The organism is Brevibacterium sp. CT2-23B (assembly GCF_013168765.1).
Classification (GTDB): domain Bacteria; phylum Actinomycetota; class Actinomycetes; order Actinomycetales; family Brevibacteriaceae; genus Brevibacterium; species Brevibacterium sediminis.
Genome location: NZ_JABBYK010000004.1, coordinates 67,824 through 84,650, shown reverse-complemented (window position 1 = coordinate 84,650; position 16,827 = coordinate 67,824). Strand labels below are relative to the sequence as shown.

Sequence of the window (16,827 nt, the reverse complement as noted above, 5' to 3'; positions counted from 1 at the left end):
ACCCGCACCTCCCACCCGGCCGCCTCGGCGAGGATTAGCATGGAGGCATGAGCAAGCGGATCGTCATCATCGGTGCGGGACTGGCCGGCACGACCGCGGCGCGGGAACTGAACGCGCGCGGTCAGGCCGTCACCGTCATCGACCCCCAGGCCGGCGAAACGTGTGAGCGGCCGCCGCTGTCGAAGCACCTCTTCGACGGCTCCCGCCACCACCTGCCGTACCACCTCGAATCGACCGAGCACATCACCTTCGTCCGTGACCGGGCAGAAGAGATCACCCTCGCCGAGGCGGTCGCGGACTCCCGCTACACCGCCGAGACCCAGCGACACCCCCATCCGCTGGCGAACCACCACGCGACCGCGGGCACCATCCAGCTGGCTTCGGGGGAGTCCATCGACTTCACCCACTGCATTCTCGCCACCGGGATGGAGGCGAATCGCCCCGATGTCCCCGCTTATCCGGACGCCTTGCCGGTCTATGACCTCGGCGACGCCGAATGGATTCTTGAACGTGTGAATAGCGCAACCGAGGCCCTCAACGTCGGGGTGCTGGGCTCCGGTTATCTCGGAATGGAAGTGGCCACCTCGGCGGTGGCGGCCGGACACCACGCCACGGTCTACCTGCGCGGGGACGAACCCCTGCGCAAGCAGCTCTCCGCTCCCGTGAGGCAGGCGCTGTTCGACAAGCACAAGGCCGCCGGAGTCGAATTCGTCACCCACACTGCGAGCCCGGATGACATCCCGGCCGATGTTCACGACCTGTTCGTCACCAGCGTCGGGGCTCGCCCTCGGCTGATCCCGATCGATGGTCACCGACCCGCTCAGGCGTGGGGTGTGGATGAGAGTTTGGCAACATCCAATCCGGGTGTCTTCGCCGCTGGTGACTGTGCCATCGTCACCGCCGGACCCTATGCACTCGACCACCCCTGGGCCTGTGAACCGGTGGCCGAAAGCCACGGAAAATTCCTCGCTGAACTGCTCACTGAAGGATCAGACACGGCTTCGAACGACGGTGATAATGCGCCCGAATCCGCTTCAGATTCTGGGCCGGACGACGGTCCGAAAGTCTGGTCCGATGTTCCCTGGCACTGGAGCTTCCAAGGCCCGGAGAAGGTGTTCACGGCGGGCCTGACGAGCCCCGACGCCGACGATACGATCACCCGACACGACCCCAGCGGAGCGAAGTTCCAGGTCTTCCACTTCGACGGACCCGCCCCGGAGTCGGTGCTCGTCGGCGTCGAGACGTTCAACTGGCCCCCGATGCAGGCGGCCGCCCGACGGGTACTCGGCGGTAACAATATTCCGACGAGAGCTCAGATCGCCGACCCCGACTTCGACTTCAAGGCTCACAGCCGACTGTGAGTCTGCGCTAGTCTCATCCCGTAGACTCTTTCTGTTCTATCCCCAGTCGCCGACGAGAGAATTTTCTGTTCATGGATATGGCCAGGCTTGCTGCCGAGCACGGACTCGAGAGAGTCGGTGGACGGCCGTCTCTACCTCAGTACGTCAAACAGCTTCTCAACCGAAGCGACTTCACGTATACGCTAGCGAAGTACCGGATGCAGTCCGAGAACGAACGCAATCGCCTCGGCATGCTCTGGGTGCTTCTGCGTCCGGCGTTCTCCGCACTCATCTACGGCACAGTCTTCGGGTTCATCATGCGGGGCGCCACCGCCCGGCCCGACGATTTCGCCCCTTTCGTCATCATCGGCGTCTTCGTGCTCGAGTTCTTCAACACCTCGATGAACGGCGGATCGAAATCGATCATCTCGAACGCCTCTCTCGTCCAATCGCTGCCGTTCCCGCGCATCGTGCTGCCGATCGCCACGGTGTTCCAGAACCTGCTCAACTTCATTCCCACCTTCATCTTCATGGCACTTCTCGTCATGCTCTGGGGCGCGAAACCCGGTTGGGACTGGTTCCTCTTCATCCCCTTGGTCTTCCTGTTCTGGATCTTCAACCAGGGTGTGGCCTTCATCTTCGCCCGCGCAACGGTCCACTTCCGTGACCTCTCCCAGGTGACTCCGTTCATCTCCCGGATGATCTTCTACACCTCGGGCGTCTTCTTCGACCTCAAGGTCATGGTCGACAAGATCAACCCGTCCCTGCAGCCCTTCGCTGATTGGCAGCCGCTGAACAACGTCCTGGCGATCGCCCGCGGCATCCTCATGAAGGACGGTGTCATTCCCTACGACTACTTCTGGCACCTGGCCATCTGGGCATTCGGCATCTTCATCATCGGCTTCGTGTTCTTCTGGCAGGCCGAGGAAAGGTTCGGTCGTGATGAGTGAGACGAACGAAGAGCAGGCCTTCGACACCGGCAGCCTGCCCGAAGTGACGCGAAACAATCCTCCCGTCGTCGTCTGCGACAACGTCCACGTCCGGTACAAGACTCTGGCTACGGGCAAGAAGCTCAAGCTCGGCAGCAAGGACGTCATGTCCAAGCGCCGGGAGCTGAGGGAGGTCCACGCACTCAAAGGCATCAGCTTCGTCGCCCACAAGAACGAATCGATCGGCATCATCGGCAGCAACGGCTCGGGCAAGTCCACGCTCATGCGGTCGATCACCGGACTGACTCCGACCTCCGAGGGGGCGATCTATGCAACGTCACGGCCGAACCTCCTCGGTGTCGGCGCCGCACTGATTCCGGATCTCTCGGGCGCCCGCAACATCGTCCTCGGGTCTCTGGCTCTGGGGCTCACTCGTGACGAGATCGATGCAAAGTTCGATGACATCGTCGAGTTCACCGGGCTTGAGGACTTCATCGACCTGCCGATGCGAACGTACTCCTCGGGTATGTCCCAGCGTCTGAAGTTCGCGATCGCGACCTCGGTGCAGCACGAGATCCTCATCGTCGACGAGGCGCTCAACGTCGGTGACAAGAAATTCCGTGACCGTTCCGAGGGGCGTATCCGCGCCATCCGTGAGAACGCCGGTACCGTCTTCCTCGTCTCGCACTCGATGCGCACGATCAAGGACACGTGCAACCGTGCACTGTGGATCGAGAAGGGCGAACTGCTCGCCGACGGACCGGCGCTTGAGGTCATTCGCAAGTACCAGGCCTTCACCAAGGCCGAGAAGGCGAAGGAAAAGAATCAGGAAGAGCCAGCCTGAGCCCTGGTCTGCCCGGCCTTCGGCCCCTTGCGAATTCGGCCCCGTTCTCTGCTGAGGACGGGGCCGTTTCTTTCACTTCGCCGCAGCCAGCGACACCCTGAGCTCCACTGTCCGCGCTGTGCGGGGCCCCCACCAAATCGCCGCGGCGATGTGGTGAAAGGCGTCGACAACGACACTGACGTGACTCGTCACCTGCTGAGACTGCCTTTGCGGCCGGATACTAAGGGACTACAATCGTCTCGCTGACGAGAACAGGGGGCATACTTGTCAGATCAGAGACTCCGACCGGGTCTGTGAATAAGCAACATCCGCCCGGGTGACGAGCAACGGTGCCTGCATCCTGCAATTCCACGATCCACCACCGGCTTCGCCAACCACGGCATCCCGGCACCTACAAGAAGAGGCACACGATGACTGAGACACCCGTCGAGTCCCGCGAAGACAAGTCGCGGGCCCGCAAGGCCGTAGTCGCGGCCGGACTGGGCAACGCCCTCGAATGGTATGACATCATCCTGTTCGGGTTCATGGCCACCTCGATCACCGCGGTCTTCTACCCCGGCGAAGGCCTGTCCGCGCAGCTGATGACCTGGGCGACCTTCGCCATCACCTTCGTCGTCCGTCCCCTCGGCGCGATCATCATCGGCCGCTACTCGGACAAGCACGGCCGCAAATCGGCCTTGTCGCTGACGATCGGTCTGATGACCCTCGGCGTGTTCATCATCGTCATCCTGCCCGGCGAAGCGACCATCGGCATCTGGGGCGCGATCGGCCTCATCATCGCCCGCATCATCCAAGGCATCTCCGCCGGCGGCGAATTCGGATCAGCCACAGCCTTCCTCACCGAGAACGCCAAGCGCGGCAAGGCCTACTACGCCTCCTTTCAGACCGCTACCCAGGGCATCTCGATGTTCCTGGCCGCCGGAATCTCGTGGATCCTCAGCTCGGCACTGAGCGAAGAGGCCCTGCACTCCTGGGGCTGGCGAGTGGCCTTCGCCCTCGGCCTGCTCATCGGACCCGTCGGCTGGTACATCCGCTCGAAGATGGATGACACTCCTGAGTTCAAGGCCGCCGAGAAGACCGACAACCCGCTTCGCGTCCTCCTCAGTGAGAACTTCGGTCGCCTGTTCTCCGCGTTCCTCATCATCGCGATGGCCACGATCTCGGTCTACCTCATCACCTTCCTGCCGCAGTTCGCCGTCACCAACCTCGGCCTCGACGCCTGGGCATCATTCCCCGGCGCCGTCGTCGCCGGTGTCATCACCCTCATCGGCGCCCCGTTCGCCGGCCGCCTGGCCGACCGAGTGGGACCGACGACCGTGATGATCCCGACGACCATCGTGGGCATCATCGTCGCCTGGCCGATGTTCATCCTCCTGACCGCGAATCCCTCGATCGGAGTCCTCACCCTGTGCGAGGCGATCGTCGGCCTGTTCATGGTCTTCTACTTCGGTCCGATGCCGGCGCTGCTGTCCGAACTGTTCCCCGTCAAGGTGCGCAGCTCCGGCATGACCATCGCCTACAGCTTCGGTGTCGCGATCTTCGGCGGCTTCGCCCCGCTCATCCTCACCGCGCTGCTCGGCGCGACCGGTCTGCTGACCGTGCCCGGCTTCTACTACGCGGGCCTGTCGCTGCTGTCCCTCATCGGCGTGATCATGGCCCGGAAGCTCTACAGCCAGCGCTGACCGCACCGCAGACCCGAACAGACCCGACCCCGCGATTGTGCGGAGTCGGGTCTGTTCGCGTGTTCCCGCCAGCTCATCGGCCTGCACCCGCAGGAATCCATGTGCTGGACGGGGTTTCCTTGCCTCGTTCAAGCCGGCCCGCGCATTTGGGTGCGTGTACCTCGCGATAAGCGAGCTTGGCCTTGAACGACGGTATGGAAGAGGGAAGGATCGCCCTCGCCGAGGCGGTTCACCCGCCGACGGGCACCTCGACTCCAGCTTCCTCGGCCTTCCGCGCCTTCGCTGCCGCACGTTCGATGCGCACGACGTGAGCCAGCAGTGCGAACCACACAAGCGCCAGGCCGGCGAGCGTCAGCCACACAGTCGACGAACCGAGGCCGAAGGCGAGCAGGATGGTGCGGACGTTCGTGAGAACGATGATTCCGCCCGCGGCGACCGCAAGCACCTTGGCCGGCAGCAGCTTCACCAGCCACGCGGCGAACGGTGCGGCGATGACACCGCCGACGAGCAGTGCCGCCACGATCTGCCATTCGATGCCCTGCGATCCGAGCGCAATGAGGAACCCGAGCGAACCGCCGACCGCGACGATGAACTCGCTGGTGTCGATCGAGCCGACGACCTTGCGCGGCTCCAAGCGTCCCGAGGACAGCAGCGTCGTCGTTCCGACTGGACCCCAGCCGCCCCCGCCGATGGAGTCGAGCGTGCCGCCGATGAGCCCGACGGGGACGAGCATCTTCGCGCTCGGCCGTGACTTGAACGTCGGACGCGCACCGCCGAGTGCCAGGAAACGCCAGATGACGTAGATGCCGAGCGCCAGCAGGATCCCTGAGATCCAAGGGGTCGCCGCTTCCCCGTCCAGGCTGGCGAGGAACGTCGACCCTGCGATCGCCCCGACGAACCCCGGGCCGGCCAGAATCGCGACGGTCCGCCAGTCGACATTGCCGAATTTGTGATGCGAGATCCCCGACACCAACGTCGTCCCCAATTCAGAGAAGTGCACCGCCGCCGAGGCGGCCGCCGGTGCCGTACCCGCCGCGAGCAGCAGCGTGGTTGAGGTGACCCCATAGGCCATGCCCAGGGAACCGTCGATGAGCTGCGCGATGAGCCCGACTATTCCCAGGATGATGAGCTGACGCATGTGCTTGCCTTTCGTGGATGACGCGGAGGATGTGGAGGCGCAGAAGATTGGTGAGGCGTCGAAGATGCGGACGGTGCCAGCGACGCAAAGACGCGTTGACAACACACACTAGCGAAACTGTTGAGCAGAAAGGAAAATCGGCAGCAATCCTACGAACTCGGTCGCCGTATGTCGAAAGATGACGTCGAATGTCGATATTTCGCTGATGAACAGCCTGTATGCGACGCCGAGGCGGATGGGTTACGCTATGCGAATGCATTCAATCCAAACGATCACTGCTCGCCCTGGTTGCTCAGTCGTTGAGCAATCAGCCTGCCCGGTGACCTTGACGGCCCCGGGGCAGGTGCGGGAACGGGTGCAGAGGCTCGCGCAGAGAAACGCGAAGGAGCGGGCGCAATGACAGGGTTGCCGTCGGTGGGCCTGATCTCCCACGGAACCTCATCGCCGACCGGGCAGGTCCTCATCGAAGTGCTCGCGACAGAGATCGCCACGGACCTGCGTATTCGCGGGATTGCCGACGAGGTCATGCTCGGCCATGTGGACGTCCAAAAACCCGACGTCGACGAGGTGATCGCCCGACTGCCCGCCGACCGTCCGGTCGTCCTCGTGCCGCTCCTGCTCTCGGCGGGGTATCACGTCCATGTCGACCTCGCCGAGGCGGTCGACCGTGCCGCTGAATCGAGCCGTGACGTTCGACGAACGCCCACGCTCGGGCCCGACCCGAGGCTTGCAGAGATCCTCGCCGACCGCCTCCCGGCGCTTGGTGACAACGATGACGTCATCCTCGCCGCTGCCGGATCGAGCGACGAGCGGGCCAACGAATCCTGCCGCGAGATGGGCAGGTTGCTGGCCGCAGAGCTCGAGCGCCCCGTCGAGGTCGGCTTCCTCGCCGGCGGAGGAGTGCCATTGAAAGACCTCGTCGGACAGAGTCGCAACAGCGGCGCCCGACCCGTGCTGGCGAACTACCTGCTGGCCCCCGGTTTCTTCGACGACCTCGCCCGCAAGCACGTAGAGGGCGGCACTGACTCGACCGGCCTCCTTGCCCCGCCGCTTCTCACCGGAGGCGGCACCGCGTCCGCCGTCCCGCCGAAACTCGTTGACATCGTCCGCGACCGAGTCCGAGAGGGCATCCGCGGCCAAGTTCGCGACGGTGTTCTCGCGACCGGCCGCAACAGTGGCCCCGGTGGCGCCCATGTCGAAGGCGGCTGTTCTGCCTACGTCCAACCTCACACCCAACCCCACAACTTCACCCCGCAGATGCTCAACGCCTGACCGCATACACGGCAGGCCGTGACGCCATATGTCACTTCGTGACACAAACCCTTCGGTAATTGGTTGAGCAATTCGGCATTCATGTAGCGTGATTCATCACTGGTTCCCCTCAGCGTTTGGAGACAGCAATGTCCACTCAGGTGGAAGAGAACAAGGAAACGGCAGGTAAACAGGCCGCAAAGCGGCCCGCCCGCCCGAAGAAGTCCAATGGGCAGTGGAAGATCGACGGCCATGAACCGTTGAACAAAAACGAGATCGACAAGGCCGAAGACAACGGCCTCAACGTTCGCGCCCGAATTGAGACCATCTACTCCAAACGTGGATTCTCGTCGATCGACTCCGACGACCTGCACGGCCGCTTCCGCTGGTGGGGCCTGTACACGCAGCGCAAACCCGGAATCGATGGCGGCCGCACCGCGAAGCTCGAGCCGCATGAGCTCGAGGACGAGTACTTCATGCTGCGTGTCCGCATCGACGGCGGAAAGCTCACCACCGAGCAGCTGCGCACGATCGCCGACATCTCCACCGAATTCGCCCGCGACAGCGCCGACCTCACCGACCGCCAGAACATCCAGCTGCACTGGATCGAGATCGAGAACGTCCCCGAGATCTGGCGCCGACTCGAAGCCGTCGGCCTGCAGACCACCGAAGCCTGCGGCGACGTCCCCCGCGTCATCCTCGGCTCACCCGTCGCCGGCATCGCCGCCGACGAGCTCATCGACCCGACACCGGCGATCGAAGAGATCTCACGCCGCTACATCGGCGACCAGAGCCTGTCGAACCTGCCCCGCAAATACAAGACCGCGATCACCGGCCACCCCAGCCAGGACGTCGTCCACGAGATCAACGACTGCTCCTTCGTCGCCGTCGAACACCCCGAACACGGCATCGGCTACGACCTGTGGGTCGGCGGCGCCCTGTCCGTCGTCCCCCGCTTCGCCGAACGCCTCGGCGCCTGGGTCGCCCCCGACCAGGTCGTCGAGACCTGGCTGGGAGTGACCTCGATCTTCCGCGACTACGGCTTCCGCCGCCTCCGCAACAAAGCCCGCCTGAAGTTCCTGCTCGCCGATTGGGGTCCGGAGAAGTTCCGCGAGATCCTCGAGACCGAATACCTCGGATTCAAACTCGCCGACGGTCCGGCGCCGGCCAAGCCGATCACCGCCGGCGACCACGTCGGCGTGCACAAGCAGACCGACGGCCGCTACTACATCGGGGTCAGCCCCGTCGTCGGCCGCGTCTCGGGCACCCTGCTCAGCCAGGTCGCCGACCTTGCCGACAAGTACGGCTCTACCCGCCTGCGCACCACCCCGCACCAGAAGTTCCTGCTGCTCGACATCGAGGAGAAGGACGTCGAAGCCGTCGTCGCCGAGCTTGACGCCTTGGGCCTCTCCAGCCGCAAGGACCTCTTCCGCCGCTCGACGATCGCGTGCACCGGCATCGAATACTGCAAACTCGCCATCGTCGAGACCAAGCAGACCGCAGCCGACACCATCACGAAGCTCGAAGAGCGCCTCGCCGACATCGAGGAGCTGCCCCACCCGATCAGCTTCCACCTCAACGGCTGCCCGAACTCCTGCGCCCGCATCCAGACCGCCGACATCGGGCTCAAAGGCCAGATCGTCACCACCGACGAAGGCGAACAGGTCCCCGGATTCCAGGTCCACGTCGGTGGAGGCCTGGCCTCGAAGGACCGCGACGAGGCCGGACTCGGCCGCACCGTCCGCGGACTCAAGGTCACCGCCGAGAACCTCAGCGACTACGTCGAGAAAATTGTCCGTCGCTTCCTCGCCGGGCGTGGGGAGACCGAGACTTTCTCCGAATGGGCCCACCGCGTTGACGAGGAGGAACTGGTATGACCCGTACGAACACGACCGCCACCGAGGCGACGCCCACCTCCGCAACCGCGGCGAAGGGAGGGGCAGCGACGCAGTCCCGCCCCGTACCGCGCCCCGTCGAGGAACTCAAGGCCCTCGCCGAGGCGGGTGCCCGTGAGCTCGCCGGTGACCCGGAGAACGGTGTCCCCGAGGCCAACCCCGCCGACGTCATCCGCTGGGTGTCCCGGAACTTCGACACCGCGGCCTGCGCCGTGGCCTGCTCGATGGCCGACGCCGCACTGCCGCACTACGTCGCCCAGTACCAGCCCGGAGTCGACGTCCTCTTCCTCGACACCGGCTACCACTTCGCCGAAACCTATGACACCCGCAACGAGGTGGCCCGCCGTGTCGATGTCCACATCGTCGACGTCCTCCCGGAGCAGACCGTGGAAAAGCAGGACGCTGAATTCGGCAAGGACCTCTTCGCCCGCGACCCGGGCCTGTGCTGCGCCCGCCGCAAGGTCGCACCATTGAAGAAATCGCTCAACGGCTACGAACTCTGGTTCACCGGAGTCCGCCGTGACGAGGCTCCCACCAGGACGAATACGCCGCTGATCACCTTCGATGAGAAGAACGGCCTGGTCAAGGTTAATCCTCTGGCCGCGTGGTCCTTCGATGACCTCCTCGACTATTCCCGCGCCTTCGACGTCCCGGTCAACCCGCTGCTTGACCAGGGGTACCCGTCGATCGGCTGCCAGCCCTGCACTCGCCCCGTCGCCGAAGGGGAAGACCCCCGCGCCGGCCGTTGGGCCGGATCGACCAAAACAGAATGCGGACTCCACACATGAGCATCGACACCCAGTTCAACCACGACACCCACACCACCCCCGAGGCGGCGCCCACCCACAAACCGGGTGCGAGCCTGTCCACCCTCGACGTCCTCGAATCCGAAGCGATCCACATCATCCGTGAGGTCGCCGCCGAATTCGAACGCCCCGTGCTGCTGTTCTCCGGCGGCAAGGACTCCGTGACGGTCCTCCACCTCGCCGCGAAGGCGTTCTGGCCGGCGAAGATCCCGTTCGGACTCCTCCACGTCGACACCGGACACAACTTCGACGAGATCATCCGCTTCCGCGACGAGACCGCAGAGAAGTACGGCCTCGACCTCACGGTCGCGAAAGTCCAGGACTACATCGACGACGGTCGCCTGCGCGAACGCCCCGACGGGACCCGCAACACCCTGCAGACCCAGCCGCTGCTCGACGCGATCACCGGCGGGAAGTTCAACGCCGTCTTCGGCGGCGCCCGCCGTGACGAGGACAAAGCTCGCGCGAAGGAACGGATCCTGTCCCTGCGCGACGAATTCGGCGGCTGGAACCCCAGCAGCCAGCGCCCCGAACTGTGGAACCTCTTCAACGGCCGCCACCTGCCCGGCGAACACGTCCGCGTGTTCCCGATCTCGAACTTCACCGAACTCGACGTGTGGAGCTACATCGCCCGCGAGGGCATCGACCTGCCCGAGCTCTACTTCGCCCACGATCGCGAAGTTTTCCAGCGCGACGGAATGTGGTGGGCCACCGGCGAATTCTCCACCCCGCGCGACGGCGAGGCCGTCACGACCAAGAAGGTCCGCTACCGCACCGTCGGGGATATGAGCTGCACCGGGGCCGTCGAATCGAGCGCCGATGACCTCGAATCCATCCTCGCCGAGGTGGCCGCCACCACCGTGACCGAGCGCGGAGCCACTCGCGCCGACGACCGGATCTCGGCCGCGGCGATGGAAGACCGCAAGAAGGACGGGTACTTCTGATGACGACCACAACCACCAGCACAACTGCGACCGTGGACACGGCTCCGACGTTGGACACGACGACGAAGACTCTGTTGCGCTTCGCCACTGCCGGATCCGTCGACGACGGCAAATCGACACTCGTCGGCCGACTCCTCCACGATGCGAAGGCGATCCTCGCCGACCAGCTCGCCGCCGTGACCGCGACGAGTCGGGAGCGCGGATTCCTCGGCGGAGAGTTCGACTTCGCTCTGCTCACCGACGGTCTGCGGGCCGAACGCGAACAGGGCATCACCATCGACGTCGCCTACCGGTACTTCGCCACCGACCGTCGCTCGTTCATCCTCGCCGACTGCCCCGGACACGTGCAGTACACGAGGAATATGGTCACGGGAGCCTCGACCGCCGATGCCGTCGTCGTCCTCATCGACGCTCGCACCGGCGCGACCGAACAGACCCGCCGGCACCTCACCGTCGTCTCCCGACTGGGCATCCGCCACGTCATCATCGCCGTCAACAAGATCGACCTCATCGACTACGACCAGGCAGCGATCGAGACGGTGGAGAACGACGTCAAGTCACTCGCCGACGAGATCGGCCTCGAGACCCCGCACCTCATTCCGATCTCCGCGCTGGCCGGGGACAATGTCGCCACCACCTCGGACAACACACCCTGGTATTCCGGGCCGGCACTGCTCGAGCTGCTCGAGACTCTGCCGAGTGCGGACGAGGACACCGCCGACCTCGAGGCCTTTCGCCTCGACGTGCAGACCGTGCTGCGTCCGCAAGGGGGACTGGCACCGGGACTCGACCCCGAGGAATTCCGGGACTACCGGGCGGTGGCCGGACAGATCACGGCCGGGCGGGTCAGCCTCGGCGATGAGATCGAGATCCACCCTGCCGGGCTGAAAACGACGGTGACCGGAATCGATACCGCCAGCGGTCCCCTTGAGACCGCGAGTGCGCCGCTGTCGGTGGCGCTGCGGTTGGCCGATGACGTCGATACCGCCCGCGGCAGCGTCATCGCCGCGGCCGGCACCCTGCCCACCCCGCGCCGCGAATTGCGCGCCGAGGTCTTCCCGTTCACGACCGAGGGTCTGCGCACGGGGGATCGGGTACTCATCAAGACGGGGACGACGACCGTGAAGGGGATCGTCACCATCGAGGCCAAACGCAACCTCGAGACCTCCGGGCTGGAGGCCGCCGAGGTGCTCGCCGGCAACGACATCGGCCTGGCCCGTGTGAAGCTGTCCGCCGAGCTGCCGGTCCCGGACTTCCGCGACCACGGCACAGCCGGAGCCTTCGTCGTCATCGACCCGCAGACAGGGAACACCCTCGCGGCCGGAATCCACACTCCCGAGGCGGCCCCCAGCCCCGAATCCATCGAGGACCAGTCATGACGCTCTTCCTCCCACAGCAGCCGGGCACGGTGCTGCTCGTCGGTGCCGGACCGGGCGATCTCGGACTGCTCACCGTTACCGGTCTGCGCGCGTTGGAACGCGCCGACGTCATCGTGGCCGACCGCCTCGGTGCCAGATCGGTCATCGATCAGCTCGAAACCGAACGCGGTGCACCGCTCGATGCGCAGATCATCGACGTCGGGAAGCTGCCGGGGCATCATCCGGTGCCGCAGAGCGGGATCAACGACATCCTCATCACACAGGCCAAGCTGGGCCACCGGGTCGTCCGTCTCAAGGGTGGGGATCCGTTCGTCCTCGGACGTGGGGGAGAGGAGGTCATCGCCTGCCGGGCCGCCGGCGTCGATGTCCGCGTCGTTCCCGGGGTGACCAGCGCGAACTCCGTTCCCGCGGTCGCCGGAATCCCGCTCACCCACCGAGGCGTCGCCACCTCGTACACGGTCGTGACCGGTCACGACCAGCTCAGTGAGATCGGCGGGGGACGCGATCACACCGTCGTCGTGCTCATGGGAGTGGGCACACTCATCAATTCGGCGATGGTGCTCGCCCGATCCGGGCGCGGTGACGACTGCCCGGTCGCGATCGTCGAAGACGGTTTCGGTGAGAACCAGCGGGTGACCATCGGAACTCTCGGCGACATCGCCTTCCGCGCGGCTCGCCGAGGCGTCCGGTCACCGGCCGTGATCGTCGCCGGTGATGTCGTGACCTTGAGCCCCTACGCCGATGGTGCGTTCACCCAGGCGACCGAGCCTGCCGCATCGGCATCCGAACTCGTGAGGAACCCATGACCTACATCATCGCCCAACCGTGCGTGGACCTGAAAGACCGAGCCTGCATCGAGGAATGCCCGGTCGACTGCATCTACGAAGGCACCCGCTCCCTCTACATCCACCCCGACGAATGCGTCGACTGCGGGGCGTGCGAACCCGTGTGCCCCGTCGAGGCGATCTTCTACGAAGACGATGTGCCCGATGAGTGGGAGGCCTATTACAAGGCGAACGTCGAATTCTTCGATGACATCGGCTCCCCGGGCGGAGCCGCCGCTCACGGGGTCGTCGACAAAGACCATCCCTTCATCGCAGCTCTGCCGCCGCAGAACGCGGACGACTGAACACCCCGCGACTGACTTCTCAATGACGACGAGCGACACTTCGCTCACCTCCGACTGATCAAGGAAAACCATGCCTGCTATTCCCTTCAGAGTGGCCATCATCGGTGCCGGTCCCGCCGGCATCTACGCCGCTGACCTGCTGACCAAGGCCGAACACGACCTGGAACTGAGCATCGACCTGTTCGAACGCCTGCCCTCACCCTTCGGGCTCGTCCGCTACGGAGTCGCCCCCGACCATCCGCGGATCAAGGGCATCATCAATGCGCTCATCAAGGTCCTCGACCGTGGTGACATCCGCCTGTTCGGCAACGTCGAATACGGGGCCGACATCAACCTCGGCGAGCTCACCGACCGCTACGATGCGGTGATCTTCTCCACTGGCTGCTTCGTCGACGCACCCCTGTCGCTGCCCGGCATCGACCTGCCCGGTTCCTATGGTGCCGCCGACTTTGTCAACTGGTACGACGCGCATCCCGATGTCGCCCAGACGTGGCCGCTGGATGCGGAGAAGGTCGCTGTGCTCGGCAACGGAAATGTCGCCCTCGACGTGGCTCGGGTGCTCGCGAAGCAGGCCGATGACCTCCACACGACGGAGATTCCCGACCACGTCTATGAGGGGCTGAAGTCCTCGAAGGTCACCGATGTCCATGTGTTCGGACGGCGTGGCCCTGCGCAGGCGAAGTTCACGCCTCTCGAGCTGCGTGAACTCGGTCAGGTCGAAGACGTCGACATCATCGTCTATCCCGAGGACTACGAGTTCGATCAGGGGTCGCTCGAGGCCATCGAGTCGAGCAACCAGGTCAAGCAGGTGACGAAGACGCTCACGGACTTTGCGATGCGGGAGGAGACCGGGGCGAAGCGGCGACTGCACCTGCACTTCCTCCACGCACCGGTGGCCATCCTCGGCGAGGATCGGGTGACCGGTCTGCGCACGGAACGTCAGGAACTCGACGGGACCGGTGGCGTCAACGGCACCGGGAACTTCCACGACTGGGACATCGATGCCGTGTATCGGGCCGTCGGCTATGCGGGTACGCAGCTGCCGCAGCTGCCCTTCGACGAGGCCAAGAAGGTCATCACGAATCACGAAGGACGCGTCGTTGACGCCGGTGATCAGGGCCAGGCTGCTGAGGCGGATGTCATCCCCGGCGTGTACACGACCGGGTGGATCAAGCGCGGACCCGTCGGGCTCATCGGTCATACGAAGGGCGATGCGCTCGAGACGATCGGGCACATCCTCGACGACCAGGCCGCCGGGGCGCTCACCGAACCCCTGTACCCGGAGGAGTCTTCGATCGTCGAGCTGCTCGAATCGAAGGGCGTCGACTTCACGGATTGGGAGGGCTACCACCGGCTCGAGGCCGCCGAGAAGGCCCTTGGTGTGGCCGAGGGACGTGAGCGGGTGAAGATCGCGACCCGTGAGGCCATGCTCGCCGAGGCGCGCGCCCACCTGACCGCGGACACGAACGCCGGGAGCTGAGACCCGCCCCACCGCTTCGGCGCCCACCTCGAGGTGCAAACCTCACATAGTGACCCTCAACGTTCCACCATTCGACCCCGAACACCGAAAAGACGTGTTCGGGGTCGTTTGAGTCTGTGACCTGGCCGTATAACACGGCTATGTAATTGACATCACACGCAGATCGGAGAAAACTAGCGGCGGATAAACTGCCGTCTACCCTGGGAGGCAAAGATGCCCTCACAAAGTTCCCTGTCGTCGGGCTCGCCCACGAGCGTGACCGTCGTCCATGACAAAGGGCTCAAACGTGATATCGGCAAGACCGGCCTGCTCTTCACCGGAGTCGGGTCGATCATCGGCTCCGGTTGGCTCTTCGGTGCCTTCGATGCCGCGAGCATGGCTGGTCCGGCCGCGATCCTGTCGTGGGCCCTGGGTGCGGTCCTCATCATCTTCGTGGCCCTGAACTACTCCGAACTCGGTGTCATGTTCCCTGTCGCCGGCGGTGTCGTGCGCTACCCGCACTATGCCTTCGGTTCGTTCGCCAGCTACACCAGCGGGTGGATCACGTGGCTGTCGGCGGCGGGAACCGTGGGCATCGAGGTGCTCGCGGCCGTCCAGTACGCCTCGAGCTATATGCCGTGGCTGATGGAGTCGAAGGAGGGGGTGCTCGTCCTCACGGTGCCGGGCATCTTCGTGAGCATTGCGATGGTCGCGGTCTTCTGCGTCATCAACATGTTCGGCGTGAAGTTCTTCGCCCAGTTCAACAACGTGCTCGTGTGGTGGAAGCTGATCGTCATCGTCCTGGTGTTCGTGGGACTGGCGCTGCTGGCGTTCAACCCGGGTCACTTCCATATGGCCGAGTTCGGCGGTTTCGCTCCCAACGGCATCGCCCCGATCTTCGCGGCTCTGCCTGCGGCGGGCATCGTGTTCTCCTACCTCGGGTTCCGTCAGGGTGTGGAGTTCGCGGGTGAGACGAAGAACCCGCAGAGGAACGTGCCGTTCGCCGTCATCGGTTCGATCGTGCTCACCGGCATCATCTACATCCTTCTGCAGGTCGCGTTCATCGGCGCCATCCCCACCGAACTGCTCAAGGACGGTTGGGGCGGACTGTCGTTCTCGAACTCGGCGGGACCGTGGGCGGAGATCGCGATCATGCTCGGTGCGATGTGGCTGGCGATCATCCTCTACATCGATGCCGTCGTCTCCCCGGCGGACACCGGCTTGATCTTCACCGCGCTCACTCCGCGGCTGTCGTACTCGCAGGCGCGCGTGGGCAATGCCCCGAGTGCCATGACGAAGCTGAACAAGAAGGGCATCCCGTGGTTCGGTCTGCTCATCACCTTCATCGTCGCCTGTTTCCTGTTCTTCCCATTCCCGTCGTGGGCGAAGATGGTCGGGTTCATCACCTCCGGCACCGTCATCTCCTTCGGCTCCGGTCCGATCACGGTGGCGGCATTGCGCCGTCAGCTGCCTAATCAGGAGCGTCCGTTCCGCCTGCCTGGTGGAGACGTCCTCCCGTTCCTCGGGTTCCTCGCTGCGAACCTCATTGTGTTCTGGACTGGGTGGGACACGAACTGGAAGCTGTTCCTGGCCATGGCGCTCGGCTACGTGGTCCTCGGCCTGCACTATGCGTTCAGCGACCGCAGCAAGATCTCGCCGCTGCAGTTCAAATCCGGTTGGTGGATGATCCTGTGGCTCGGCGGACTGGCCGTGCTCAGCCTGCTGAGCAACTACGGCGAGGGCGCCATGGGCGTGCTTACGTTCGGATGGGGCGAACTGGTCTGCACCATCTTCACCGCCGTCGTCTTCTACGTCGGCATCAAGACCCGCCTGAAGTCGGCGGAGGTCGTCGCCAACGTCGAGAACACCAAGGAGACCGCTGCCGAACACATCGACGGGGAGTGATCCCGTCGAATCCTTCGACGATAGATAGCGAAACCCTCGCCGAGGTGGCCCGACCCCGTATATCCACGACAGTGGTGTACGGGGTCGGGCCGTCTCTACGGGTATGACAGCAGCCGTAGCTTGGCA

At 64.6% G+C, this 16,827-nt stretch carries 14 protein-coding genes; 13 read left to right on the top strand and 1 reads right to left on the bottom strand.

Features of this window, described 5'->3' with window-relative positions; all coding sequences use genetic code 11:
• Nucleotides 1-47: 47 nt before the first annotated feature.
• From HIM68_RS11435 to HIM68_RS11420, 4 genes are all read left to right on the top strand, one after another.
• Entirely contained in the window at nucleotides 48-1,361 is a 1,314-nt protein-coding gene (locus tag HIM68_RS11435) for an FAD-dependent oxidoreductase (protein ID WP_172172287.1), read from the top strand.
• 71 nt (nucleotides 1,362-1,432) lie between these two features.
• Complete coding sequence (locus tag HIM68_RS11430) at nucleotides 1,433-2,290, top strand: ABC transporter permease (RefSeq protein ID WP_139469989.1); 858 nt, start codon at nucleotides 1,433-1,435, stop codon at nucleotides 2,288-2,290.
• On the top strand, nucleotides 2,283-3,113 hold the full coding sequence (locus HIM68_RS11425) for an ABC transporter ATP-binding protein (RefSeq protein ID WP_139469991.1): 831 nt from the start codon (nucleotides 2,283-2,285) through the stop codon (nucleotides 3,111-3,113). The genes HIM68_RS11430 and HIM68_RS11425 overlap by 8 nt, the downstream gene beginning before the upstream one ends.
• A 410-nt stretch (nucleotides 3,114-3,523) precedes the next feature.
• Nucleotides 3,524-4,795 carry an MFS transporter gene (locus HIM68_RS11420; RefSeq protein WP_139469992.1) on the top strand — a complete coding sequence of 424 codons (1,272 nt, stop codon included), beginning with the start codon at nucleotides 3,524-3,526 and terminating at the stop codon, nucleotides 4,793-4,795.
• 229 nt (nucleotides 4,796-5,024) lie between these two features.
• Here HIM68_RS11420 and HIM68_RS11415 read toward each other — a convergent pair whose 3' ends face one another.
• Nucleotides 5,025-5,933 carry a sulfite exporter TauE/SafE family protein gene (locus HIM68_RS11415; RefSeq protein ID WP_172172285.1) on the bottom strand — a complete coding sequence of 303 codons (909 nt, stop codon included), beginning with the start codon at nucleotides 5,931-5,933 and terminating at the stop codon, nucleotides 5,025-5,027.
• Nucleotides 5,934-6,329: 396 nt separating this feature from the next.
• On the opposite strand from HIM68_RS11415, the gene HIM68_RS11410 reads away from it, so the two are divergent.
• From HIM68_RS11410 to HIM68_RS11370, 9 genes are all read left to right on the top strand, one after another.
• Nucleotides 6,330-7,205: a sirohydrochlorin chelatase gene (locus HIM68_RS11410; RefSeq protein ID WP_172172283.1), complete on the top strand. Its 876-nt coding sequence runs from the start codon at nucleotides 6,330-6,332 to the stop codon at nucleotides 7,203-7,205.
• Between the two features lie 128 nt (nucleotides 7,206-7,333).
• The gene (locus HIM68_RS11405; protein WP_172172281.1) at nucleotides 7,334-9,061 is read left to right on the top strand and encodes a nitrite/sulfite reductase; all 1,728 of its coding nucleotides are present in this window, start codon (nucleotides 7,334-7,336) and stop codon (nucleotides 9,059-9,061) included.
• Nucleotides 9,058-9,867, top strand: coding sequence for a phosphoadenylyl-sulfate reductase (locus tag HIM68_RS11400; protein WP_172172279.1), 810 nt, complete (start codon nucleotides 9,058-9,060; stop codon nucleotides 9,865-9,867). The genes HIM68_RS11405 and HIM68_RS11400 overlap by 4 nt, the downstream gene beginning before the upstream one ends.
• The gene (cysD, locus tag HIM68_RS11395) at nucleotides 9,864-10,829 is read left to right on the top strand and encodes a sulfate adenylyltransferase subunit CysD (protein WP_172172277.1); all 966 of its coding nucleotides are present in this window, start codon (nucleotides 9,864-9,866) and stop codon (nucleotides 10,827-10,829) included. The genes HIM68_RS11400 and cysD overlap by 4 nt, the downstream gene beginning before the upstream one ends.
• A complete protein-coding gene (locus HIM68_RS11390; RefSeq protein WP_172172275.1) occupies nucleotides 10,829-12,208 on the top strand; it encodes a sulfate adenylyltransferase subunit 1 in 1,380 nt (459 codons plus the stop codon). The genes cysD and HIM68_RS11390 overlap by 1 nt, the downstream gene beginning before the upstream one ends.
• Nucleotides 12,205-13,014 carry a uroporphyrinogen-III C-methyltransferase gene (gene cobA / locus HIM68_RS11385; protein WP_172172273.1) on the top strand — a complete coding sequence of 270 codons (810 nt, stop codon included), beginning with the start codon at nucleotides 12,205-12,207 and terminating at the stop codon, nucleotides 13,012-13,014. Before HIM68_RS11390 ends, cobA begins: the two co-directional genes overlap by 4 nt.
• Nucleotides 13,011-13,337, top strand: a complete 327-nt coding sequence (gene fdxA / locus HIM68_RS11380) for a ferredoxin (RefSeq protein ID WP_172172271.1) — start codon at nucleotides 13,011-13,013, stop codon at nucleotides 13,335-13,337. Before cobA ends, fdxA begins: the two co-directional genes overlap by 4 nt.
• 70 nt (nucleotides 13,338-13,407) lie before the next feature.
• Nucleotides 13,408-14,817: an FAD-dependent oxidoreductase gene (locus HIM68_RS11375; protein WP_172172269.1), complete on the top strand. Its 1,410-nt coding sequence runs from the start codon at nucleotides 13,408-13,410 to the stop codon at nucleotides 14,815-14,817.
• A 213-nt stretch (nucleotides 14,818-15,030) separates the two neighbouring features.
• Entirely contained in the window at nucleotides 15,031-16,701 is a 1,671-nt protein-coding gene (locus HIM68_RS11370) for an APC family permease (protein ID WP_172172267.1), read from the top strand.
• Nucleotides 16,702-16,827: the final 126 nt, after the last annotated feature.